The sequence below is a fragment of the Roseibium sp. Sym1 genome (genome assembly GCF_027359675.1).
Taxonomy (GTDB): domain Bacteria; phylum Pseudomonadota; class Alphaproteobacteria; order Rhizobiales; family Stappiaceae; genus Roseibium.
This window is the reverse complement of record NZ_CP114786.1, coordinates 6,578,097-6,600,891: the sequence shown is the minus strand read 5'-3', so window position 1 is coordinate 6,600,891 and position 22,795 is coordinate 6,578,097. Positions and strand designations below refer to the sequence as shown.

At 61.8% G+C, this 22,795-nt stretch carries 21 protein-coding genes and 1 riboswitch; of the genes, 6 read left to right on the top strand and 15 right to left on the bottom strand.

What is annotated here, in order from left to right:
• Nucleotides 1-6: 6 nt before the first annotated feature.
• Nucleotides 7-1,143 carry a 2'-deoxycytidine 5'-triphosphate deaminase gene (locus O6760_RS30255; protein WP_269583368.1) on the bottom strand — a complete coding sequence of 379 codons (1,137 nt, stop codon included), beginning with the start codon at nucleotides 1,141-1,143 and terminating at the stop codon, nucleotides 7-9.
• A 128-nt stretch (nucleotides 1,144-1,271) separates the two neighbouring features.
• Nucleotides 1,272-1,351: riboswitch (SAM riboswitch) on the top strand.
• A gap of 44 nt (nucleotides 1,352-1,395) precedes the next feature.
• On the opposite strand from O6760_RS30255, the gene O6760_RS30250 reads away from it, so the two are divergent.
• On the top strand, nucleotides 1,396-2,595 hold the full coding sequence (locus O6760_RS30250) for an O-succinylhomoserine sulfhydrylase (protein WP_269583367.1): 1,200 nt from the start codon (nucleotides 1,396-1,398) through the stop codon (nucleotides 2,593-2,595).
• Here the strand turns inward: O6760_RS30250 and O6760_RS30245 are convergent.
• A complete protein-coding gene (locus O6760_RS30245; protein WP_269583366.1) occupies nucleotides 2,592-3,209 on the bottom strand; it encodes a CDP-alcohol phosphatidyltransferase family protein in 618 nt (205 codons plus the stop codon). The genes O6760_RS30250 and O6760_RS30245 overlap by 4 nt on opposite strands.
• 160 nt (nucleotides 3,210-3,369) lie before the next feature.
• Here O6760_RS30245 and apaG point away from each other — a divergent pair, with 160 nt between their 5' ends.
• Complete coding sequence (gene apaG, locus O6760_RS30240) at nucleotides 3,370-3,771, top strand: Co2+/Mg2+ efflux protein ApaG (RefSeq protein WP_269583365.1); 402 nt, start codon at nucleotides 3,370-3,372, stop codon at nucleotides 3,769-3,771.
• Between the two features lie 18 nt (nucleotides 3,772-3,789).
• On the opposite strand, the gene O6760_RS30235 is transcribed toward apaG, so the two are convergent.
• From O6760_RS30235 to O6760_RS30225, 3 genes are all read right to left on the bottom strand, one after another.
• Nucleotides 3,790-4,194 (bottom strand): hypothetical protein, encoded by a 405-nt coding sequence (locus O6760_RS30235; RefSeq protein WP_269583364.1) that lies wholly within the window; start codon nucleotides 4,192-4,194, stop codon nucleotides 3,790-3,792.
• Between the two features lie 154 nt (nucleotides 4,195-4,348).
• Nucleotides 4,349-5,404, bottom strand: coding sequence for an alpha/beta hydrolase family protein (locus O6760_RS30230; protein ID WP_269583363.1), 1,056 nt, complete (start codon nucleotides 5,402-5,404; stop codon nucleotides 4,349-4,351).
• 16 nt (nucleotides 5,405-5,420) lie between these two features.
• Nucleotides 5,421-5,834, bottom strand: a complete 414-nt coding sequence (locus tag O6760_RS30225) for a tellurite resistance TerB family protein (protein ID WP_269586383.1) — start codon at nucleotides 5,832-5,834, stop codon at nucleotides 5,421-5,423.
• A gap of 217 nt (nucleotides 5,835-6,051) precedes the next feature.
• On the opposite strand from O6760_RS30225, the gene O6760_RS30220 reads away from it, so the two are divergent.
• Entirely contained in the window at nucleotides 6,052-7,710 is a 1,659-nt protein-coding gene (locus O6760_RS30220) for a lysine--tRNA ligase (protein WP_269583362.1), read from the top strand.
• 79 nt (nucleotides 7,711-7,789) lie between these two features.
• On the opposite strand, the gene O6760_RS30215 is transcribed toward O6760_RS30220, so the two are convergent.
• From O6760_RS30215 to O6760_RS30205, 3 genes are all read right to left on the bottom strand, one after another.
• Nucleotides 7,790-8,593, bottom strand: coding sequence for a pyrroline-5-carboxylate reductase family protein (locus tag O6760_RS30215; RefSeq protein WP_269583361.1), 804 nt, complete (start codon nucleotides 8,591-8,593; stop codon nucleotides 7,790-7,792).
• Between the two features lie 97 nt (nucleotides 8,594-8,690).
• Nucleotides 8,691-10,604: a methyl-accepting chemotaxis protein gene (locus O6760_RS30210; protein WP_269583360.1), complete on the bottom strand. Its 1,914-nt coding sequence runs from the start codon at nucleotides 10,602-10,604 to the stop codon at nucleotides 8,691-8,693.
• A 243-nt stretch (nucleotides 10,605-10,847) separates the two neighbouring features.
• Nucleotides 10,848-11,711 carry a thermonuclease family protein gene (locus O6760_RS30205; RefSeq protein WP_269583359.1) on the bottom strand — a complete coding sequence of 288 codons (864 nt, stop codon included), beginning with the start codon at nucleotides 11,709-11,711 and terminating at the stop codon, nucleotides 10,848-10,850.
• Between the two features lie 430 nt (nucleotides 11,712-12,141).
• Between O6760_RS30205 and O6760_RS30200 the strand changes: the two genes are divergently transcribed.
• The gene (locus O6760_RS30200; RefSeq protein ID WP_269583358.1) at nucleotides 12,142-12,486 is read left to right on the top strand and encodes a DUF952 domain-containing protein; all 345 of its coding nucleotides are present in this window, start codon (nucleotides 12,142-12,144) and stop codon (nucleotides 12,484-12,486) included.
• 2 nt (nucleotides 12,487-12,488) lie between these two features.
• Entirely contained in the window at nucleotides 12,489-13,577 is a 1,089-nt protein-coding gene (locus O6760_RS30195) for a quinone-dependent dihydroorotate dehydrogenase (RefSeq protein ID WP_442969946.1), read from the top strand.
• 194 nt (nucleotides 13,578-13,771) lie between these two features.
• Here O6760_RS30195 and O6760_RS30190 read toward each other — a convergent pair whose 3' ends face one another.
• Entirely contained in the window at nucleotides 13,772-15,118 is a 1,347-nt protein-coding gene (locus O6760_RS30190) for an MATE family efflux transporter (RefSeq protein ID WP_269583356.1), read from the bottom strand.
• A gap of 152 nt (nucleotides 15,119-15,270) precedes the next feature.
• On the opposite strand from O6760_RS30190, the gene O6760_RS30185 reads away from it, so the two are divergent.
• On the top strand, nucleotides 15,271-16,203 hold the full coding sequence (locus tag O6760_RS30185) for a histone deacetylase family protein (RefSeq protein ID WP_269583355.1): 933 nt from the start codon (nucleotides 15,271-15,273) through the stop codon (nucleotides 16,201-16,203).
• Here O6760_RS30185 and O6760_RS30180 read toward each other — a convergent pair.
• The 6 genes from O6760_RS30180 to O6760_RS30155 all read right to left on the bottom strand — a co-directional run bounded on the left by O6760_RS30180 (nucleotide 16,166) and on the right by O6760_RS30155 (nucleotide 22,715).
• Nucleotides 16,166-16,444, bottom strand: coding sequence for a DUF6460 domain-containing protein (locus O6760_RS30180; protein ID WP_269583354.1), 279 nt, complete (start codon nucleotides 16,442-16,444; stop codon nucleotides 16,166-16,168). The two genes, O6760_RS30185 and O6760_RS30180, sit on opposite strands and share 38 nt — an antisense overlap.
• Nucleotides 16,445-16,986: 542 nt before the next feature.
• Complete coding sequence (locus O6760_RS30175) at nucleotides 16,987-18,063, bottom strand: AraC family transcriptional regulator (RefSeq protein WP_269583353.1); 1,077 nt, start codon at nucleotides 18,061-18,063, stop codon at nucleotides 16,987-16,989.
• A 159-nt stretch (nucleotides 18,064-18,222) separates the two neighbouring features.
• Entirely contained in the window at nucleotides 18,223-20,433 is a 2,211-nt protein-coding gene (locus O6760_RS30170; protein ID WP_269583352.1) for a 3-hydroxyacyl-CoA dehydrogenase NAD-binding domain-containing protein, read from the bottom strand.
• A gap of 20 nt (nucleotides 20,434-20,453) precedes the next feature.
• Nucleotides 20,454-20,837 (bottom strand): cupin domain-containing protein, encoded by a 384-nt coding sequence (locus O6760_RS30165; protein ID WP_269583351.1) that lies wholly within the window; start codon nucleotides 20,835-20,837, stop codon nucleotides 20,454-20,456.
• A gap of 3 nt (nucleotides 20,838-20,840) precedes the next feature.
• A complete protein-coding gene (locus O6760_RS30160) occupies nucleotides 20,841-22,049 on the bottom strand; it encodes an acetyl-CoA C-acetyltransferase (protein WP_269583350.1) in 1,209 nt (402 codons plus the stop codon).
• Nucleotides 22,050-22,076: 27 nt separating this feature from the next.
• A complete protein-coding gene (locus O6760_RS30155) occupies nucleotides 22,077-22,715 on the bottom strand; it encodes a glutathione S-transferase family protein (protein WP_269583349.1) in 639 nt (212 codons plus the stop codon).
• Nucleotides 22,716-22,795: the final 80 nt, after the last annotated feature.

Below are 22,795 nucleotides of genomic sequence, written 5' to 3'. Positions count from 1 at the left end.
TCCGGATCAGGCAGGCGTCCGGAAATGCTTGGACAGCTTCAGCGCCTGGCCCTGGTAATTGGAGCCGATGCCCTCGCCATAGAGCCGCTCGGGACGCTCGGCCATGTGCTCGTAGACCAGCCGGCCAATGGTCTGGCCGTGTTCGACGATGAACGGGACGTCGTGAGAGCGCACTTCAAGAACCGCGCGCGAGCCGACGCCACCGGCACCCGCATGGCCGAAGCCGGGATCGAAGAAGCCGGCATAGTGGACGCGGAACTCGCCGACCAGCGGGTCGAACGGCACCATTTCGGCGGCATAGTCCGGCGGCACATGCACCGCTTCCTGGCTGACCAGGATGTAGAAGGCATCCGGATCGAGGATCAGTTCGGAGCGCTGGCGCCGGTAGATCGGCTCCCAGAAATCGAGCACGTCCTGCGCGCCGACGACATCGACATCGATCAGGCCGGAATGCTGCTTGGCGCGGTAGCCGATCAGACTGCCCTCGCCGGTGCCTTCCAGGTCGATGGAGAGCTGCACGCCGTTGCCGATGCGCTCGTTGCCGCCGCTCATCAACGTGTGCGCCCTGTGCACCTCTTCCAACGTGGCATCGGGAATGAGCGACTGGCCGCGGCGGAAGCGGATCTGGCTGAGCCGCGAACCGCTGCGCACCAGGATCGGGAAGGTCAGCGGCGAGATTTCCGCGTAGAGCGGACCGGTGTAGCCGGCGGGAATGGTGTCGAAGGCAAGGCCGTTGTCGGTGATGACACGGGTAAAGACGTCGAGCCGGCCGGTGGAGCTCTTCGGGTTGGCGGTCGCGGAAATGTCGGCGGCCAGCGCGAGACTTTCCTGCAGCGGCACGATATAGACGCATCCGGTTTCCAGAACGGCGCCCTCGGACAGGTCGACCGTGTGCAGCTTGAGCTGTTCGAGCCGGTCCGCCACCTTGATCGCCGGTCCGGGCAGGAAACTCGCCCTGACGCGGTAGGCCACCCGGCCGAGGCGCAGGTCGAGGCTGGCGGGCTGTACCTGGCCGTCGACCGGCGGGGCGGCCGCGGCAATTTCGCCGGCGGCGAACATGGCGTGAATGATCCGCTCGGGCAGAATGCCCTCGGTCTTAAGAGATGCGCTTCCGTTCAAGACCTGCCCCACTGTCATATTCATCGAGAATTCCCGCGATAATCCTTCCTAACGTCCTTAACGGATGCGGCCCGCCGCGCCAACCGGCTTTGCGCGTGGGAAGCTGTTTTCGCCAAAGAAGATTGACCCCCGCGGCTTTATCCCGTAGGACAAGGGCACTTCGTGGTGATTTGGGCCGGCCGGCTTGCAGCCACGTTAAACAAGTCGCTAAAAAGGCCGGAGGTGCAAACCCCGGTCTTGAGGCTGGGGTTTTTTGCGTTTGGAGCATGGAAGAAGATGACTGAGATCACCAAGACCGGAAACAAGAACTGGCGTCCCGCAACCAATCTGGTCCATGGCGGCACCATGCGTTCGCCCTTCGGTGAGACGTCGGAAACCATCTACCTGACGCAGGGCTTCACCTACAGCGATGCCGAGGCCGCCGAGGCACGCTTCAACGGCGACGATCCGGGTTACGTCTATTCGCGCTATGCCAACCCGACGGTCACCATGTTCGAGGACCGTATCAAGGCGCTGGAAGGCGCGGAGGCCGCGCGCGGCACGGCCAGCGGCATGGCCGCGGTCAACCTGGCGCTGATGGCGTCGGTGAAGGCCGGCGACCACGTCATCGCCGCCAAGGCCCTGTTCGGCTCCTGCCGCTATATCTGCGAGACCCTGCTGCCGCGCTTCGGCGTGGAAAGCACGCTGGTCGACGGCACCGACATCGACCAGTGGAAGGCCGCCGTCCGTCCGAACACCAAGGCGCTGTTCCTGGAAAGCCCGACCAACCCGACGCTTGAGGTAATCGACCTTGCCGCTGTCTCGGCGATAGCCAAGGAAGCCGGTGCCCGGCTGATCGTCGACAATGTTTTCGCGACGCCGCTCTACCAGTCGCCGCTGGAATTCGGCGCGGACGTCGTCATCTATTCCGCCACCAAGCACATTGACGGCCAGGGCAGGTGCCTCGGCGGTGTTGTCCTGTCCGACGAGGAATGGATCACCGACGAGGTGATGCCCTTCATCAAGCATACCGGCCCGCACATGAGCCCGTTCAGCGCCTGGGTGCTGCTGAAAGGCCTGGAAACCCTGCCGCTGCGTGTCGCGCGCCAGACCGAGACCGCCGGCCAGGTTGCGGATTTCCTGGCAGGCCAGTCGAAGGTCTCCCGGCTGATCTATCCGGGCCGGGACGACCACCCGCAGGCCGACGTCGCCAAGCGCCAGATGAGCGGTGGCTCGACCATGCTGGCCTTCGAGATCGACGGCGGCAAGGAAGCGGCGTTCCGCTTCACCAACGCGCTGGAAATCATCAAGATTTCCAACAATCTGGGTGACGCCAAGAGCCTGATCACCCATCCGGCGACCACCACGCACCAGTCCATCGGCGAGGAAGCCCGCGCGGAACTCGACATTTCCGACGGCCTGCTGCGCCTGTCGATCGGCCTGGAAGATCCGCTGGATCTGCTGGAGGATGTCGAAAAGGCACTCGGCGCGATCTAGTCGCCGTGGATTAGCAGCGCCTGGACGCCGATCAGCACCCTTGCGCCGGCGGAGACAAAACAGACGGCGGCAAAGCCCCAGGCGAGCACCGGGAACCAGCCGGGCAGCAGCGCCATCAGCAGGAAGAGGGCAATGGTCTCCGTGCCCTCGGCCAGCCCGCCGATGTAATAGAGCGATTTCGAGCCCTGGGCGGCGGTTGTGAGCCTGTTCTTTTCCGCCATGATGGCGAAGGCGAGGAAGGCCGATCCGTTGGCGTAGAAGCTGGCGAGCAGGGCGGCGGCGGCAAGGGCGTTGGCCTCGGGGTTCTGGACCGCAAAGGCCAGCGGAATCGCGCTGTAGAAGAAGAAGTCGAGGGTGATGTCGAGATAGCCGCCGAGATCCGTCTTGCGGCTGGCGCGGGCAACGGCCCCGTCGAGCCCGTCCGCGAGGCGGTTGAGCGCAATCAGCACAAGCCCCGGCAAGGAATGTCCGAGTGCAATCGCCAGGGCAGCGCCCAGGCCCAGGACAAAGCCGACCAGCGTCACCGTGTTCGCTCCGACGCCGGCGCGGGCAAGGATCAGGCCCGCGCGGTTGAGCGGCGGGTCGATCAGGGGGCGCAGGCGGGCATCGAACATGGGGCGGATCAACTTTGTTTGGATTGTGCCGTCTACATGCAAAATCCTTCCGCAAATCACAAGCAAATCCGGGTGAGGGATGAACAACCCTCTTTCACGCTTGTGTCATTCGCCCTATAAGCGCCTCCGGAACGTAAGCCTGAAGGCAAAAGGAACAAACGTGTCGGGCAGTTACAGCGCCATCACCGAAGGGATCGAAGTCTCGGTCGAGCCATTTTACCTGGACGATGAATCGTTGCCGGAAGAGCGCGAGTTCGTCTGGGCCTACATGGTCGAGATCCACAACGGTGGCAGCGAACCCGTGCAGCTGAAGACGCGCTACTGGCAGATCACGGACGGGATCGGCCGCCAGGAAGAAGTCAGCGGCGAAGGCGTTGTCGGCGAGCAGCCGGTGATCGAGCCCGGCGAAACCTACGAGTATTCCTCACGCTGCCCCCTGTCGACCGACAGCGGCATCATGGCCGGATTCTATTCCATGGAACGTCCGGACGGGTCCTCGTTCGACGTCGTCATACCGGCCTTTTCCCTTGACCTGCCGGACGCGATCTACAGCCTGAACTGATCCCTCGAGCGGTCGGGCTCAGACGCTGAGCAAACCGCCGACAAAGCCGATCAGGACCCAGACGATCCATTTCCGGCGCTTGAAGGCCGTCAGCAGCGTAACGGCGAGCGCTCCGAAGACCAGGTAGAGGGTGTGCCCGGCAAGGCCGGTTCCGAGCACGATGGCAAAAAGGTCGGGATCCCGGTCCTTGGCAAGGTGAAAGTGGTGTTCGGCGAACATCACCAGGGAGTCTGCCGCCAGGCCGCAGACGAACCCAGCAACGGCGATCAGCAGCCTTTGACCCCAGTTGACCGGCTTGGGCCCGGTGCGCACGCGGATCGTGCGCATTTCGATCGGTCGCCGCCTCCGCACAGACACACGCTGCCGTTTGCGCCGCAAGGGATAGCGCACGCCGACCTGATCCCCGAAAGCCTGACTGTTCATGCACCGTTCCCGTTGCTGGTGACACAAAGGTGGAGGCAGGCGGCCGGCTTGGCCCGGCACCGCTCCCCGTCCCCTGAAACGGTCATAAGGGGCCGTGTTTTAGGGAAGGGCAAACAAAACCGTTTCAATTTGAACGTTCAGTGGCAGTTGACGTTCAACCGGCCTTTCTAGCCCGCTCCAGGATCCAGCCCGTCAGGGTGTCCAGCGCTCCCGGCGCATAGGCCTTCCGGCCGAGCAGTGCAAAGGCAAGTTTGGTCCAGGCGGGCATGTCGCCATCCCTCTGCTGGTTGAAGAGGGCTGTTCTCAAGAGGGCGTGGCTGCCATCCGGGATCACCAGAAAACGGTTGGCATCGTTGCGGCCTTCCAGGAAGTCCCGGTAGTGGCCGGAATTATAGGCCGGGTCGACATTGAGATCGCCGCTGCCATGCAGTGTCAAAATGGGTGCCGAAATGCGCTGGAGGCTGGCGCTGGAATCGGCAAGGGCATTTCGCCGGACAAATGCGAAGCGGCTTTCGGACATGGGTATGCCGATTGTGTGATCGGACAGATAGGACGCGTAGGAATACCCGGCTGACAGCAGTTTCCTGTTGCCGGCCTCAGCGTCCGCCAGCGTTGCCTCGACCGTCTTGATGTCCGCCCCGGCCAGTTCCAGTCGGCGCTTGGTGTAGTACCTGCCCTGGCGCAGCCAGTTGACCGCCCCGCCGATGATCACGAAGAAATCGGCCTTCGCCGGCGCTTCTGCCAGGATGGGCACTACCCAGCCGCCCTGTGAAAAACCGACGAAACCGATTGGCGAGGACCGGAATTCGGGCTGGCTTTTTACGGTGTCCAGCGCGGTTGATGCCAGCCTGGACCGGTCTTCCATGGAAAAGCTCAGCCAGTCTCCACTGCTCTCGCCAACACCCGGCTTGTCCCAGCTGTAGACAGCAATGCCGCTGTCCAGAAGCGTGCTGATCAACGGCATGTAGGCGCCGCCGGAATAGCGGTCCGCAGGCCCGTCGCCATGGACCAGTAGCACGACGGGCGGGTTGTCAGTTTCCGGGGAATGCAGCGTTCCGGCAACTGTGGCGTCATCAAAGAAAAAGGAGAGAGGCCGCGTCCTGTATTCGGAAAGGTCGAAATCCCGTAGTCCCGGGAACGCCAGAGCCAGCAGGGCCAGGACAACGAGGAATGCTGTCCCGGTCCAGACTAGAACCCGCCTGCGTTTCAAGGGATGCTCCCTGGGCTCAGGCCGGCCTGTGGCGGGCAATGGCCCCGCGTTCGATGGCGGCGACGGTGAGCTTGTCGAGGCCGAAGCGGTCGCGCAGGAGTTGCAGGATGCGCAGCTCTTCCTGTTCGACATGCAGGTCCGCTGCCGCGACTTCAACCGCCAGCGCATAGGCCGTGTCGTAGAGCTTGTGCGGCAGCACGTCGCCGACAAGTTCGAGCACCAGTTGCAGGCCGTTGTCTTCCTGGAGAATGTCGCCGCAGCGCTGGGCAGCGGGAATGATCCGGCCGCCGTCATAGCCCTGGAAGACGGGCAGCATCTTGACCACGTCGCCGATCGTGGCCAGTTCCTTGTCGGTCATTTCATTGTCCGACGCCGAAACGATGACCATCACGTAGATGAGGGCTTCCTGAACGCTGATCGGCTCATTCATAGACACTATTCATTCTCCAGTGGCGCCAGTTGGAACGCGAAATCGAAGGCCCGGTGTATCGGGTTGGCGGGAAAGCTTCAAGTCATGGTCTTGCGACATGTGATTGCACATGCATGCGGCTTGATCTAGTGTCGCGCCGCAGCAATCGGTGGGACCACACAAAAACCTGCCTGCGCTGCACTCCATCCAACCAAATGAACAGAACAGACCTTACAAAATGACCGACCAATCCCTGCCTCCGCTTGACCTTTCGCAAGAGTTTGTCGAGGCGGCCCGGAAATCGAAAGCCTGGCCGTTCGAAGAAGCGCGAAAACTGGTCAAACGGATCGAGAAGCGGGATCCGGCCAAACCGGTTCTGTTCGAGACCGGCTATGGTCCGTCCGGCCTGCCGCATATCGGCACCTTCGGAGAAGTGCTTCGCACGACCATGGTGCGCACGGCCTTCCGGCTGCTCACCGAAGACCGGATCCCGACCCGTCTTCTGTGTTTCTCCGACGACATGGACGGCATGCGCAAGATCCCGGAAAACGTGCCGGACCGGGCCGCGCTGGAACCCTATCTTCAGATGCCGCTCAGCGCCGTGCCGAACCCGTTCGAGGGCGACTACGAAAGCTTTGCCGCGCACAACAACGCCATGCTGCGCCGGTTCCTGGACACGTTCGGCTTCGACTACGAGTTCGCCAGCGCGACCGAATACTACAAGGCCGGCAAGTTCGACGACGTCCTGATCAGGGCGACCGAGAAGTACCGGAAAATCATGGACGTCATGCTGCCGACGCTCGGCGCGGAACGCCAGGCGACCTATTCACCGTTTCTGCCGATCTCGCCGACTTCCGGCCGCGTGCTTTACGTGCCGATGAAGGATGTCAACGCCAAGGACGGCACGATCACCTTCGAGGACGAAACCGGCGAGGACATTACGCTCCCGGTGACCGGGGGCAAGGTGAAGCTGCAGTGGAAGCCGGATTTCGGCATGCGCTGGGCCGCGCTCGATGTCGATTTCGAGATGTTCGGCAAGGACCATATGACCAACGCGCCGATCTACGACAAGATCTGCAACATCCTGGGCGGCAAGGCGCCGGAGCATTACGTCTACGAGCTGTTCCTGGACGACAAGGGCGAAAAGATCTCCAAGTCCAAGGGCAACGGCCTGACAATCGACGAGTGGCTGACCTACGCCTCGCCGGAAAGCCTGGCGCTCTACAACTACCAGAAGCCGAAAACGGCGAAGAAGCTCTATTTCGACGTCATTCCGAAGGCGGTGGACGAATATTACACCTTCGTCCAGAAATACGAGCAGATGCCGGTGGAGCAGAAGCTGCAGAACCCGGCCTGGCACATCCATTCGGGCAACATCCCGAAAATCGACATGCCGGTGTCTTTCGCGATGCTGCTGAACCTTGTCTCCGCGTCCAATGCGGAAAACAAGGACGTGCTGTGGGCGTTCATCTCGCGCTATGCGCCGGGCGTGACCGCTGCAACGCACCCGGAACTGGACGCGCTGGTCGGCTACGCGATCCGCTACTTCGACGATTTCGTCAAGCCGAACAAGTCGTTCAAGACAGCGGACGAAGTCGAGCGGACTGCCCTGCAGCAGCTGGATGAAAAGCTGGCCTCGTTGCCGGCGGATTCCGATGGTGCGGCGATCCAGGACGCGGTTCTGGATGTGGCGCGGGCGATCGAGCGCTACCAGGATCCGAACAAGAAGGGTCCCGATGGCGGCCCGGGCGTGTCCGTGGCGTGGTTCTCGGCGCTCTACCAGCTCCTGCTCGGCCAGGAAAAGGGGCCTCGTTTCGGCTCCTTCGTGGCGCTCTACGGCATTGCCGAGACACGCGAAATGATCCGCAAGGCGCTGGCAGGCGAACTGGCGGCCTGAGCCAGCTGAACGCAACTCTCTAAGGCGGCGCGATGTGTGCCGTCTTTTTTGTTGGAACCGTAGTCCCGGCCACCGGTACTCAGTCCTCGCCTGCTATGGTACGGACACGTTCGGTGCTGGCTTCCAGCCCTTCCGCGATCAGGCCGGCGAGGCCAAGCTCCTGCATCCTGATCAGGCCGGCGGCCGTCGTGCCCGCATAGTCGACCATCTCCCGGACCCGGTCCTCCGGAGAGACCGTATCGGCCGACATGATCTGTCCGGACGCGAGGAACAATTGTTTGACAGCGCGGATGGCAATGTCCGGCTCAACGCCGTTCGCAAGCGCATATTGCACCATGCTGTCGGCAAAAAAGGCCGCAAATCCCGGGACCGGGCCGGTGAGCGCGGTGAATATCTCGATCTGACCTTCGTCGGGGACCGCATCCGACAGGCCGCAGGCCGACAACAGGGTATCGACGGCCTCCCTGTCGGGGCCGGAGAGGCCGCTCTCCGCAGTCCAGGGGGAGTACGCCAGCTGCTGCCGGGCCGCCGGGCTCGACATGGCGCGGACCAGGCGGGAGGAGCCGGTATGCGCGGCAAGTTGCTTCAGGGAGACGCCCGCCATAACGGAGATGATGAGCTTGCCCCGTGCCGAGATTTTAACCGTGTCCAGCAAGGCCGGGGGCACGGAGAGAATGATAATGTCGCAGGCGTCGGCGAGTGCCTGGTTGGAGTTGGTGAAGGTGATGTCCGGCCAGGCGTCAAATCCGGAGCTGCTGCCCGACCTGTTCGCAATCCACAGGTTGCCCGGCGTGATGCAGCCGCTGTCGAGCCAGGCGGTGGCCATCGCGCTGCCGAGCTGGCCGGTTCCGCCGATCACGCCGACGGTCTTGTGAAGAGACATGAAGCACTCCGGAGTTCACAAACAGGACCTCCGGAGCCTAGCGGGGACGGATCGTGTTGTCATCGGGCGAGCAATGCCCGCTCGCGCATGCAGCGTCCTACTTGTGGTCGTCGAAATACTGCACGCCGACCCTGTTGCCGTCCACCCAGATCACGTGACCAAGACGCTCCTTGCCGTCGAGGTGCAGACACACCGTCTGTCCGGCCTTTGCGCCGGTCACACCCTTCAGGCCGACACCTGTCTTGGAGCGGTTTTCCAGTTCGACCGACAGGGTCTTTCCGTCTATCTGGACCTGCGCCGTGGACTTCACATCTTGACGAGGTGCCTTGCGCGCTTCCGCATCCTTGAGCTCGTTGTCCATGGCCGCGGCCAGGTTGGTCAGGCCCTTCAGAACCTGCACGCTGGCCTTGTCCAGATCGACAAGCGCTGCAAATGCCTCGGTCGAGTTGCCCTGTTCCGCCGCGTGCAAGGCCCTGTGTCCGGCATCATGTACCGCTTTGTGCGGCTCGACGAGATTCCTGAAGGCAGGGTGTGACCTGATCTTTTCGTTCTTGATATTGTCGTACCATTTGCCCAGGCGGCAATGATGGTGATCGGGCATGGCAGCCGTTTCCCAGTTGTCGTGACCGGTGACGGTATCGACAACGCGCTTCTTGAAGAGCACATGATCGATACGTGCCATTTCAATCAGGGACTTGTCGGAATCAGCATCGAAAAAGGATTTTGCCGCATCGCCGAAGCTGTCGTTGCTGCTCTTCATGACCTTCTGCATGTTGCCGAGCTGCTCGTCGGTGTTGCGGTTGGAGTCCGCGACATTGGAGACATTGCGCGCGATTTCGTGGCTGGCATCTTTCTGTTGATGCAGGATCTCGGTTATCTGGGTGACTCGTTCGGAAACGGTGCCGACCATGCCGTCGATGGATTGCATGATCTCGTTCGCAGCGCCGATGGCGTCCTCGCCGTTCTTGATGGCACCTTCGGAGTTCTGGATATCCGCCTGGATGGTCTCCATGCCGGCAGTCAGTGCCTCGATGCGCTGGGCAATGTCCTCGGTCGCTTTCCCGGTCTGCGACGCCAGGGTCTTGACTTCCGACGCGACGACGGCGAAGCCCTTGCCGGCTTCACCGGCGCGGGCCGCCTCGATGGTCGCGTTCAGGGCGAGCAGGTTGGTCTGGTCTGCAATGGACTGGATGACGGAAAGGAACTCGCTGATCTGCGAGGCTGCCTCGCTGAGGTCGGCCAGGCTCTGGGAGGTCTGCCGGGACGTTGAGGATATGTCGCCAATCGCCTTCGAGACGGCGGACATCTTGGACAGACCGTCCTTGGCCGCATTGTTGGTGTGTTTGGCTTCGTCCGCCGCACCTTCGCTGTTCTCGGATATCTGTCCGATGGAGGCAACCAGTTGGTCGGCCGCCGCGGAAATCGACTGGCCGTTCGCGTTGGCTTCCTTGGTGTTGCGGGACAGCAGGGCCATCGACATGACGATTTCGTTGAGTTCGCAGATCGTGTCCGCGGTCGTCCGGAGATTGATGAGATCGATGGTTTCCCGTTTTTCGATGTCTTCCAGGCGGCGTTGCTCTGTTTCGAAGGCACGCTGCGCAAGGATCATGTCGAGAAACAGGCGCGTGACAACCGACTGCATGTCACGGATCATCGCACCTTGCGAAAACCTGTTTTTCTTCATGATCACCGGGAGGATTTCGTTCAGGAGGCGGCCGAATGCCGACATCAGCCATTCCGCCTTGAGGCCGATCTTCACATGCGCCTGGCCAATCCTGGCTGCCTGGCCGATGAACTCCAGGTCCGGATCGTGGGTAAAGATATAGTCCCAGTGTTTGCTCTGGGCATTCTTGAGCGGCGTCGTGTTGTTCTCGTGAACGCCCATTTTCTGACGAAGCTCATCCTGTTTGAGAAGCTCTTCGTAAAACCGGTCCAGAATACCGGGCAGGGCAGACTGCAGGGAACTCCAGGCTTTTCGCGCCGCGGTGGTGTCGCTTCCGGAATTCGACATGAACTGAATATACTTGGCGATATTGTCAGTTTCTGCAGGATTTTTGTGGGCGGCTGCGCTCATTAATTCTCGGCCCTTGTGGATTTGGTGATGGGGTGGGCCCAATTTCGCAGATCTGCGTAAAAATAGTTCTAATTGTATGACCTGTAATATGTACGTATTAACCGCATTCGACGTTGGTCTACAGGGCGTTAGGAAACTTGAGCGTACTGGCAGCCAGTGGGCGCCGTTTGGTATTCCGGTTCATTGAACCGGAGAGGGAGGTATGGCCTCGAAACCCGGTTGACCCTCGGACGGGTCGTCCGTTCTCAAGCTCCATTCGACGATTTCCGGTTCCAGTTCTTCCAGACCGGGCAGGGTGGCGGCAGGATCGTCTTCCCAGGAGGTTTTCGGCAGGTCGCTCAGCCACTCGGACTGCCACTTGCCGATCTTTTTTTTCCTGGCCTGTTCGGCGAGTTCGATGAGTTCGGTCCCGGCATCGTCGCCGGGGTCGGCCCAGCCGTAACGAACAAGCCGCTTGCTCAGGTCGAATTTCCCTCGGCTACAGGTGGCAAGTATCTGTTGCGGACCCGTTTCCTCGATCTTTTCGCAAGTCACCTTGAACTGGCGGACCAGCCCACGCAGGAACGTGCGTGCCCGCGCACCGCAGGGCCAGCTGCCGCCGAGGCGGGACAGGCAGGTTTCGTCCAGTTTCAAGGGTTTGATATGTGCAAGTGTCACCGTTAGACGGTCGGACTTGATGTGACCACCGTCCAGGACCTGAACACGAACCAGCTCGATCGGACCGTCGGGAATGGGCTCGACCGGAGGGTCCTTGAGTTCCAGGTAGCGTTTCGAAGGTTCGATGCGCTTGAGACTGCCGTCGACCCTGGGGGCCGATACGCCTTCAGGCGACACGTCGCGAATGTCGTCGGGCAATGGCGCGGTTACCGTTTGCTGCGCCACCGTCTGACCTGTGTCGACGGAAGGCGAGGGCGAAGTTCCAGCCGCAGGCACGCCACCGGCATCACCCGTCCTTGCAGCCTGTTCCTGCGAGGGACCCGGCGGCTCCGCGAGCAACAGCCACCCGGCCAGACCGCCGGAAACGGTCAGGAGGAAGGCTGGCATCAAGAGCGGCCGAATGTTCATACGCTGTCACTCGCTTTCACTGGCTCTTGCCGATAATACGGGCTGTCCCCCCGATTGCCGAGTGTCCAAAACTTGGCGATGCGGGCTTGTCCCCCATTGAACGAAGTTTCTGCCCGGCCGGTTTTGTGCCGGTGTGTTCAAAAGGGCAAGGTCTCCATCGTTCGGATTGAACGTGATCGGGTCAAGGCCAACGTGCCGATTGCTGCCCGGATTGTTTCATGCACGCATGTGGTTGCCAGGAACCCCGGAGTTGGTCGGACTGGAAGGTTTTTCTTTCCCCGGGATACTGTTTTCCCCGGCGAAAGTTCAAAAGTGGCCGGAACGGCGGCACTGCCCGGCTTGTTCCCGGACGGTCTCCTGAGTAGTGTCCCGACCGGTCGGCATGCAGACAGGCAGGTTCAAGGCGCAGATGACACTGATATTCAAGATCGCACCGAAGTCCCTCTGGCAGGAGGCTGTCGAGCGTGGCGTCTTTGAAGGCGCGCCCGTCGACCTGGCGGACGGGTACATCCATTTCTCGACCGGCGACCAGGCACGGGAAACGGCCGCAAAACATTTTGCAGGCCAGAGCGATCTGCTTCTGGTCGCCTTCGAGGCGGACAGGCTCGGCGATGCCCTGAAATGGGAACCGTCGCGCGGCGGTGCGCTGTTCCCGCATCTCTACGGCACTTTTGAGCCGGGCGCGGCGCTCTGGGTCCGCGAGTTGCCGCTTTCGGCGGATGGCGTGCATGTCTTTCCGGAGCTTGACCAGTGAGGCTGCCCTGGCTCGAAAACGCCGCCCTGAAGGGCCTGCAATGCCTGGATGCGGAAACCGCACACCGGATGACGGTCAAGGCCTTGAAAACCGGCCTGGTGCCCGGATCGCGTGCTGCGGCCGATCCGCGCCTGGCCGTCAAGCTCTGGGATCTGACGTTTCCCAACCCGCTCGGCATGGCCGCCGGTTTCGACAAGAACGGCGAAGTGCCGGATGCGTTGCTGCGCCTCGGCTTCGGCTACACGGAAGTCGGTTCCGTCACGCCGCGGCCGCAACCGGGAAATCCACGACCGCGCGTCTTCCGCCTGCCGATGGACCAGGGCGTCATCAACCGCTACGGCTTCAACAACGAAGGCCATGCCGCGCTGCGCGCGCGCCTCGACGCCCGCAAGAGCCTCACCGGCATTGTCGGGATCAATGTCGGCGCCAACAAGGACGCCGAGGACCGTATTGCCGACTACGTTGCCGGTATCGAACAGTTTGCAGACATCGCCTCCTATTTCACGGTGAACATCTCATCTCCGAACACGCCCGGCCTGCGTGACCTGCAGGCGCGGTCCGCCCTTGCGGACCTGCTGACGGCCGTGATCTCGTCCCGGGACGCCTGCACACATACGCTTGGCCGCCATGTTCCGGTTCTGCTCAAGATCGCGCCCGATGTCGCCGACGGAGACCTCAACGACATCGTCGAAGAGGTTCTGGCGAAGAATGTCGACGGCCTGATCGTCTCCAACACGACGATTACCCGCGACGGCCTGAGCGAAGCCGGCCCCGTTGACGAGGCCGGTGGCCTTTCCGGGCGGCCGCTGTTCCGCAGGTCGACGATCATGCTGGCCCGGGCGCGCAAGCTGGCCGGCCCGGACCTCCCGATCATCGGCGTCGGTGGCATCGACAGCGCGGAGACCGCCTGGATCAAGATCACCGCGGGCGCCGACCTGTTGCAGCTCTATTCCGCGCTGGTGTTCAAGGGGACGGCGCTGGTTGACGAGATCCTGTCCGGACTGTCGGCGAAGCTGCAGCAAAACGGATTGTCGTCCCTGCGAGAGGCCCGCGACGCCAATGTCGAGGCTTGGGCGTCCGAGACGGTTTAAGAGCCAAGAGTCGCCAGAATATTCAGCCTCATCCTGAGGAGGGCCAAAGGCCCGTCTCGAAGGATCCGCAACGCACTCCTGAACAAGCGGCCTGTCCTTCGAGACGGCGCTGCGCGCCTCCTCAGGATGACGACTTTATGTTTGGCGCATACTTTTTTGAGGCGGCGTGTACGGCGGAGTTCAACCAGTCCAAATCACGCAAACGTCTCCGCCGCACGTTTCCTGCAGGCAGCCAGCAGCGTCACGCCCCTGATGCCGAAGAACAGCAGGAGGGCCAGCCAGAGCCCGTGATTGCCGAGCAGCGGAAACAGGGCGTGATAGGCGGCCAGGTAGATTGCCAGGGACAGCAGCATCATGTTGCGCATGGTTGAGGACCAGGTGGCGCCGATGAAGACGCCGTCCATCTGGAAGGCGAGCACGCCGAAAAGCGGCGTCAGTACCGCCCAGACCAGATAGGATTGCGCGGCGCCGCGCACGTCCTCGGCCGTCGTCATGAAAGCGATCATTGCTGGACCGGCAGCCCAGAAGAGAAAGGCCAGAAGGCCGGCCAGCGAGAAACTCCACAGCGCGGTCAGTTTCAGCGTCCTGTCGAAGGCCGGACGGTATCTGGCGCCGACGGCCCTGCCGGCGAGCTGTTCCGCCGCGGTGGCGAGGCCATCCAGGAAGAACGCGCCCACCATGATGAATTTTTCGAGCAACGCGTTTGCCGCGAGAATGGTGTCGCCTTGCTCGGCCGACCGGGACATGAAGAAGGCAAAGGCGTAGAGCAGGGTGAAGGACCGGATCATGATGTCCCGGTTCACTGCCATCATGCGCATCAGGAGACGCCGGTCGAATACGATCGCAGGAGCGGGCCAGGACCCTCTCCTGGCACTCGCCAGCACCAGAATAACCCCCAGGACCGTTGCTGCGATCTCCGACAGGACGGTGGCAAGCGCAACCCCCTCCACACTCCAGCCCAGTCCGATCACGAACAGCACACTGAGGGCGATGTTGAGCCCGTTCAGGACCAGCTGCAGAAGAAGGCCGGTGCGCGCGCGGCCAAGGCCGATGAACCAGCCGAGAATGGCATAATTCGCCAGCAGAAAGGGCGCGCTGAACATGCGGACGTCGAAATAGCGGCTGGTTGCGGCCTGGACATCCTCACTGCCGCCGAGGAACCAGAGGCCGACATGGAGTAGCGGTGCGTTCAGGGCGATCACGGCGAGGCCACCGGCAACGGCGATCACCAGGGCGCGCAGGAGCGTTGCCTTGACCTCTTCCTCATTACGGCCACCGACGGCCTGGGCGGTCAACCCGGTGGTGCCGGACCGCAAGAAATTGAAGGTGGTGAAGACGAGGTCGAAAATAATGCCACCGAGCGCGATGCCGCCGAGCAGGGCGGCATCTCCCAACCGGCCGATCACCGCCATGTCGACAATCCCGAGCAGCGGGGTCGACAGATAGGCAAGCGTCATCGGCACGGCAATGGCCAGAACCGAGCGGTGCGTGACGGAAAAGGCATGCGCCGAAGGCGGGGGCGCGGTAGGGGACTGGGACATGAAGGACTCTGGCTGTCTGAGCCGCCCTTCTTGTCCAGCTTTGGCCGGGGCGTCAATCCCCGGCATGGCATGACGAGTATTCGAAATAGTGGCTGCCTGGTAGAGGTGAACAGGGGCTGGCGGTTCCGACCACCTGGCATATATTGCGAGCAATGACTTTGCCGATTGTCCATCATCCGGCCTATTGCGCCGAACTGCCTGCCAATCACCGGTTCCCGATGAACAAATTCCGGGCGGTGGCCGAGTTGATCGGGACGGAAAATCTGCTGGAAGGCATGCCATTTGTCCGGCCGAGGCCCGCTCCGTTCGAATGGGTCGCACTCGCTCACGAGCCGCTCTACGTGGATCAGGTCTTCAACGGACAGGTTTCCGAGAAGGTCGCGCGGGAAATCGGTTTTCCCATGCGCGCGGACATCGCTTTGCGCGCGCGCTGTGCCACCGGCGGTACGGTTCTGACCGGCTATCTTGCCCTGGAGCACGGCATTGCCTGCAACACGGCGGGTGGCAGCCATCACGCCAGGCGGGCGCATGGGGCGGGCTTCTGCGTGTTCAACGACGTGGCTGTTGCCATCAGGGTGATGCAGGCGGACGGTGCGATTCAAAAGGCGCTGGTTATCGATCTTGACGTGCATCAGGGCGACGGGACGTCCGACATCTTCCAGGGAGACCCTGACGTCTTCACCTTTTCAATGCATTCGGAAAAGAACTATCCGGTTCGCAAGGTGCCCTCGCATCTGGATATCGCTCTGGCGGACGGCACCGGAGATGAGGTCTACCTTGCCTCCCTCGCGGGGGTCCTGCCCGACCTGCTCTCGCGTCACGCGTGGGATATCGTGTTCTTCAATGCAGGCGTCGATCCCTATGGCGGCGACCGGCTGGGGCGCCTGGCGTTGACCCGGCACGGATTGCGGCGGCGCGACCGGTACGTGATCGAAACCGTCCGGAGCGCGGGCATTCCGTTGGCCGGGGTCCTCGGGGGCGGTTACTCGACCGATATCGACGAGCTGGCGGACCGGCATCTTAACCTGCATCGCATGGCGAAAGCGGTCATGAACGGGAGCGTCCCATCGCCAGAAGCCGCGTGACCAGCCAGATCGGAACCACCACGATTGCACCGATAACCAGGTAATTGCCCAGCCGGCCGATTGCGTGGAAACCCATGTCCCAAAGCCGTTCAACGAATTCGACCGCCATGTTCACCAGGTCGAGCGGGTCCAGGTTGAGCGCGGACAGCACGATGCCGACCACAAAGGACAGGAACACAAGCCGCAGCAGAACCTGTGCGGGAGACCCTCCCAGAAAACGGCTCAGGCCGGTATCGGACATGTGGAACTCCTGCGTGATAGTGACCGTCCAGCTGGAAGTTAGGGAGGATGGCACAAAATTACAATGTGGTACCTCGTCCGGCGCGGGCGGTTTCAAGTCTATCCCGCGAGACCATCGGTAATAGTGGCGATTAACTGCAGTTGGTGTCGTAAATCGTTAAATCCTGTTCGCATCCCGCCAAAGACAAAGCGCCTCTGCCATCATATTCAAGAGGGCAGGAAGTTGCAGCCGACGCTTCGAGAAGCTCCCACTCTCTCTTGCGTCCAGCATTCCTCCACCTGCGGCGAAAGATGCCTTCCCGGCATGCGGCGAAAGCCACCGGGAAACGAAAACACGACCACGCCGCGGGACATTGACCCTTGGTTATCCGGATTGCGCCACGTTGTTCCCGCGGCCGGACAAGGGGGATGCCAGGCAAGTCTCCGGTAAGGACACCGGGCGGTTTTGCCGGCAAGGAAACGATCTACGGCACGGCGGTGGCTGGCCCGAGGCCATCCCGTGCCGCACTTCTTTCGGCTTCATTCTGGTCTGGCAGCGGTTCGTTACTCAGCTGCAACAATGGTGTTGCGGGTAACCGCGCCACGGACCCGTCCAGGCTTTGCGTGTGCTCGATAGGAGCTGTCGCGAACCTTCTTGGGTGAAACGCCAAACCAGGTTTTCACGGCACGTGAGAAGGTGCTCAGCTCGGAAAAGCCGAGCAGATACGCGATTTCCTTCATCGGCATGTCCGATCCGCGCAGATACCGCTCGGCGGCAGAGCGACGGATCTCCTCGCTGAGTTTCCTGAAGCTGGTGCCTTCCTTTTCCAGAAGACGCTGTACCGCGCGCTGTGACATGCCGAGTTTTGAGGCGATCTGCGGCAGAGTGCACGCGCCGTCGGACAGGTTGGAGGCCACCTCGTTGGCAATGCGTGACAGGGGCGACTCCATTTGTCCGAACCGGTCCAGTTCACTTCTCGCCGACTTCAGGATGATCTCATAGAGATGCGCGTCGTTGCGGCACAGGGGGCGTGACAGCAGGGTACTCGGGATCATGATCCGGTTGTGAGACGCGCCGAACTTCAGGCGGCCCTGGTATTTTTTCTGAAAATTCGACGTGCCCACCGGTTCCGCCGTGGCCAGTTCGATCAGGACCGGGGGAACGCTCATATCCAGGGCGAGTTCAATTTGTTGCACGGCCCAGCCGATGCGGGCGAACATGTTCTGGCGCCATTCTCCGCGGCCCTCCAGGATGGGCCATTCAACATATCCTCCCGTTTCATCCTCTTCGAAGATCATCCGGTAGGCGTTGGTGCGGATCGGGCAGAATTCGACCCAGGCCTGACAGGCCTCCCTCAGAGAAGGCGCGCACGCAAACAGGTAGTCGAAAATGGAAAAACAGCCGATGTCGATATTGTTGAACAGGTCGAACATCACTGCATCGTTGCCGAGCTCTTCGGCGACATGCTCAAACACGGCATGCCAGGCGGTGATAGGAACGGTTCCCTGGGGATCGTCGAGGCTGGCGAGATCGAAATTGTAAAGGCGCGCCATATGCGGCCAGTCCAAATTTGCATTTGGACAAATGTCGCGCAGAACCCGGAACACATCCGAGCGCGCCCACTCGCCATCAAGTGGCATGAAAGTCTCCTGCCAGACCGTGCACAAAATCTTTTCAGGAACTTTGCATGACAAGTCAGAGGGGATCAAGTTCTGGCGTAATTTGCTAACAAATATGTCGTTTTTCTTACGTATATTTGACAATGCCGCCTCCGATTGGAGGCGGCAAACAGGATCAAATCAGGCAGCGTCCTTGACCTTTTCCGCAGCCTTGGGAGGAAATTTTCCGTAGAAGGTCGCGTTCTCCTTGGCCATCTCGCGCAGCAGTTTGTTCGGCTTGAATCGGGGGCCCCATTTGCGGGTGAACTTCTTGCACAGGTCCACAAAGGCCGGTGTGCCCATCATGTCGATATAGCTGAGCGTGCCGCCTGAATAGGGGGCAAAGCCGAAGCCGAGGATCGAGCCGACATCGGCTTCGCGCACATCGGTGAGACATTTCTCCTCGAAGATGCGGGCGGTCTCGAGTGCCTGCATCACCAGGAGACGCTGTTTCAGCTCCTCGATGTTGAAGCTGTCCGCCGGCTTTGGCTGGCCGACCACGTCCGGAATGCCCGGCCACAGGCTCTTGTCCCGGCCCTTGTAGTCGTAAAAACCCTTGCCGTTCTTGCGGCCGAAGCGCTCCTGTTTGACCACCATCTCTTCCAGGATGTTGTCCAGCGGGCCCTCGACATATTTGACGCCGAGGTCCTTGCGGGTGGCCGAGACGATTTTCCAGGCGAGATCCAGCGCTACTTCGTCGCCGAGCGACAACGGTCCGACCGGCATGCCGGCCATCTTCCCGGCATTCTCGATCATGGCCGCCGGAACGCCGTCCGCCAGCATCATCAGGCCTTCGCGAATATAGGTCATGACAACACGGGAGGTGTAGAAGCCGCGGCTGTCATTGACCACGATCGGCGTTTTCTTGATGGCCTTGATGTAGTCGAGCGCCATGGCCAGCGCACGGTCCGACGTGCGCTTGCCGAGGATCACTTCCACCAGCATCATCTTGTCGACCGGCGAGAAGAAGTGAATGCCGATGAAATTCTTCGGCCGCTTGGACGCCTGGGCAAGCGACGTGATCGGCAGGGTCGAGGTGTTGGAGGCGAAGATCGCCCGGGACTTCATCACGGCTTCCGCCTGTTCGGTCACGGTCTTCTTGATGTCGCGATCCTCGAACACCGCCTCGATCACCAGGTCGCAATCGCCGAGCGTCTCGTAGTCGGTGGTGGCGTTGATCTTCGACAGAAGCTTCACCTTCTGCTCCTCGGTGCCGCGGCCACGCTTGATGGCCTTGGTCATCAGCTCGTCGGTATGGGCCTTGCCCTTGTCGGCGGCTTCCTGGCTGCGGTCGATCAGGACGACGTCGATGCCGGCCTGGGCGGTCACATAGGCAATGCCGGCGCCCATGAAGCCGGCGCCCAGAATGCCGACCTTCTTGATCTTGTTCGGGCGCTGGTCCACAGGGCGGCGGGCCAGTTTGTTCAGCTCCTGCATGGAGACGAACAGCGAACGGATCATGCTGGCCGCTTCCGGCGTCTGCAGCACCTTGGCGAAGTAGCGGCTTTCCACCTGAAGGGCGAGATCCATCGGCAGTTGCAGGCCCTCGACCACCGAGTGCAGCAGGTAGCGGGCACCCGGGTAGTTGTCGTAGGTCTCGCGGCGGTAGATCGCGTTGGCCGCCGGCCAGAACTGGAACCCGGCCGGAGAATAGACCTTGCCGCCCGGCAGCTTGTAGCCCTTCTTGTCCCAGTCCTTGACCGGGTCGAGGCCGGCCTTCAGCATCTTCTTGGCGGCAGCCACCAGCTTCTTGGTGCCGGTGACCTCGTCGACCAGCTTCATCTGCTTGGCCTGCGGTGCACGCAGGGTGCGGCCTTGAAGCAGGAACTGCATGCCCTGCTGGCCGTCGGTCATGCGCATGACGCGCTGTGTGCCGCCGGCGCCCGGGAAAAGCCCGACCTTCACTTCCGGCAGGCCCATCTTCAGGCCCTCGTCAACGACGCGGCCGTGGCAGGCCAGCGCCAGCTCGGTGCCGCCGCCCATGCAGGTGCCGGCAACCGCGGCGACGAAGGGTTTGCCGCAGGTTTCCAGCTTGCGATAGACCTGAGACAGCTTGCGCGAGCCTTCAAAGAGGGCCTTTGCGGCCGCCTCCGGATCGTTGCCCCGCTTGACGTGGAAGTCCTTCAGGAGGCCTTCCAGCATGGTCAAGTCGGCACCGCCGGAAAAGGCCGCCTTGCCGGAGGTGATCACCGCGCCCTTGATGGCGTCGTCGCCGGCGACCTTGTCGACCAGGGCGTCCAATTCGTCCATCACGGAGAGATCGATGACATTCATCGACTTTTCCGGCATGTCCCAGGTGATCAGGGCGAAACCGTCCTCATCGGTTTCAATGGTGAAATTCTTGTAGCTCATCTTGAAAATCCTCCTCGGGGTCAGGCGGTGCCGGAAGGCAGGTGGGCGCGCTGCTGCGCTGCCGTCTTGGTGCCTTCAACGACGACGTCGCCGGTGTGTTTGGTTTCCGCGGGCTCGAACAGCATCACCCAGCATTCCTCTTCGGCGATCGGGTTGTGCTCGACGCCTTTCGGGACGACATGCATGTCGCCGGTGGAAAGCACCGCGTCCTCCCGATCCCGGTAGCGGATGGTCAGGGAGCCCTTGACGATGAAGAACAGTTCGTCCTCGTCCTCGTGATCATGCCAGACGAATTCGCCCTTCAGCTTGGCCAGCTTGACGCTCTGGTTGTTGACATCGGCCACGACCCGCGGCGACCAGTAGTCGGTGATCGCACCGAATTCCTTTTCGATGTTGCTGATCATGGCTCAGACCCGTTCGATGATGGTAGCCGTTCCCATGCCGGCGCCGATGCACAGCGTGACAAGGGCGGTGTTGAGATCGCGTCGCTCCAGTTCGTCCAGAACGGTGCCCAGGATCATGGCGCCGGTGGCGCCGAGCGGATGGCCGAGCGCAATCGCGCCGCCATTGACGTTGACGGTCCCCGGGTCGAGGTCGAACGCCTGCTGATAGCGCAGCACGACGGAGGCAAAGGCCTCGTTGATCTCGATGAGATCGATATCCTTCATCTCCATCTTGGCGTTCTTCAGGAGCTTCTCGGTGACATCCACCGGCCCGGTCAGCATCAGCGCGGGTTCGGAGCCGATATTGGCGAAGGCCTTGATGCGCGCGCGCGGTTTCAAACCGGACGACCGTCCCGCGGTGCTGGAACCGATCAGGACGGCGGCGGCACCGTCGACGATGCCGGAGGAGTTGCCGGCGTGGTGCACGTGCTTGATGGCCTCGACTTCCGGATGGGCCTGGATGCCGACCGCGTCGAAACCACCCATCGCGCCCATCATCTCGAAGGATGGGTTGAGCGAGGCCAGGGATTGCATGTCCGTGTCCGGACGCATGTGCTCGTCCCGGTCGAGAATGGTGATGCCGTTGATGTCTCTCACCGGCACGACGGATTTGGAGAACCGGCCCTCGTCCCAGGACTTGCCGGCGCGTTTCTGGCTTTCCACCGCGTAGGCATCGCAGTCGTCGCGGGAAAAGCCGTATTTGGTGGCGATCAGGTCGGCGGACACGCCCTGCGGCATGAAATAGGAGGGGATGGCAACTTGCGGCTCGATCGGCCAGGCGCCCCCGGAAGCGCCGAGGCCGACGCGGCTCATGCTCTCGACACCGCCGGCGATGACCAGCTTGTGCTGGCCGGACATGACCTGCGCGGAGGCCATGTTGACCGCGTCGAGACCCGAGGCGCAAAAGCGGTTGATCTGCATGCCCGGAACCGATGTCTCGTACCCCGCTGCGAACACCGCCGCGCGGGCAATGTCGCCGCCGGCCTCGCCGACCGGGTCGACACAGCCGAGCACGACGTCGTCGACACGTCCGGTGTCAAGGCCGTTGCGGTCGCGGATGGCTTCCAGCGCCGTTGCGGCAAGACGGACGGCGGGCACTTCGTGCAGGGCGCCGTCCTTCTTGCCCCGGCCGCGCGGCGTGCGCACGTGGTCGTAAATATAGGCTTCGGGCATCAGATCCTCCTCTAGATCAGATCATCCTCAATTGCTGTCCGGCAACGGGTGGCCGGGCATGAGGTCATAGGGGTGTTTCCAGCCGGGCAGGGCCTTGATCCGGTCCAGCCAGGCGACAACATTCGGGTAGGCGGCAAGGTCGATGCCGAGCTCGCCGTCATAAAAGAGATAGCTGCACAGCGAGAAATCGGCGGTTGTCGGCTTCGCGCCGATGGCGAATTCGGTCCCGGCGAAATGCTTGTCCATGATGGCAAGCGCCCCCCGGGCACGGCCGTCCAGGAATTTGGTCACGTCGGTCTCGCCGGTCTTTGCCAGCGTGCGCATGAAGCGCAAGGGGCCGATCAGGCCGGATACCTTCTGGTTGTCGAAGATGGTCCAGCGCAGCACTTCGCGCCGTTCCTCATCCGTGTCCCAGCCGAAGCGTCCGAACTTCTCGACCAGGTAGTCCATGATCACCGCGGATTGGGTCAGCAGCTTGCCGCGATGGTCAAGAACCGGAACCTCGCCCATTTCATTCAATGTCGAGCGGAACTCCTCCGTACGGGTTTCCCCGTTGAAGAAATCCACCCATCTGGGCGTCCAGTCGGCGCCGCACAGTTCCAGCATCAGAGCCACCTTGTAGGAGTGACCGGACTGGGCCATGCAGTGAAGAACGTAATCAGCCATAACGTGAAATCTCCCTGGCAAATTGAATCCGGAGCGAGACTAAACAGGTTGAATCCAATTTGCTTGGGTGAATTTCCGGC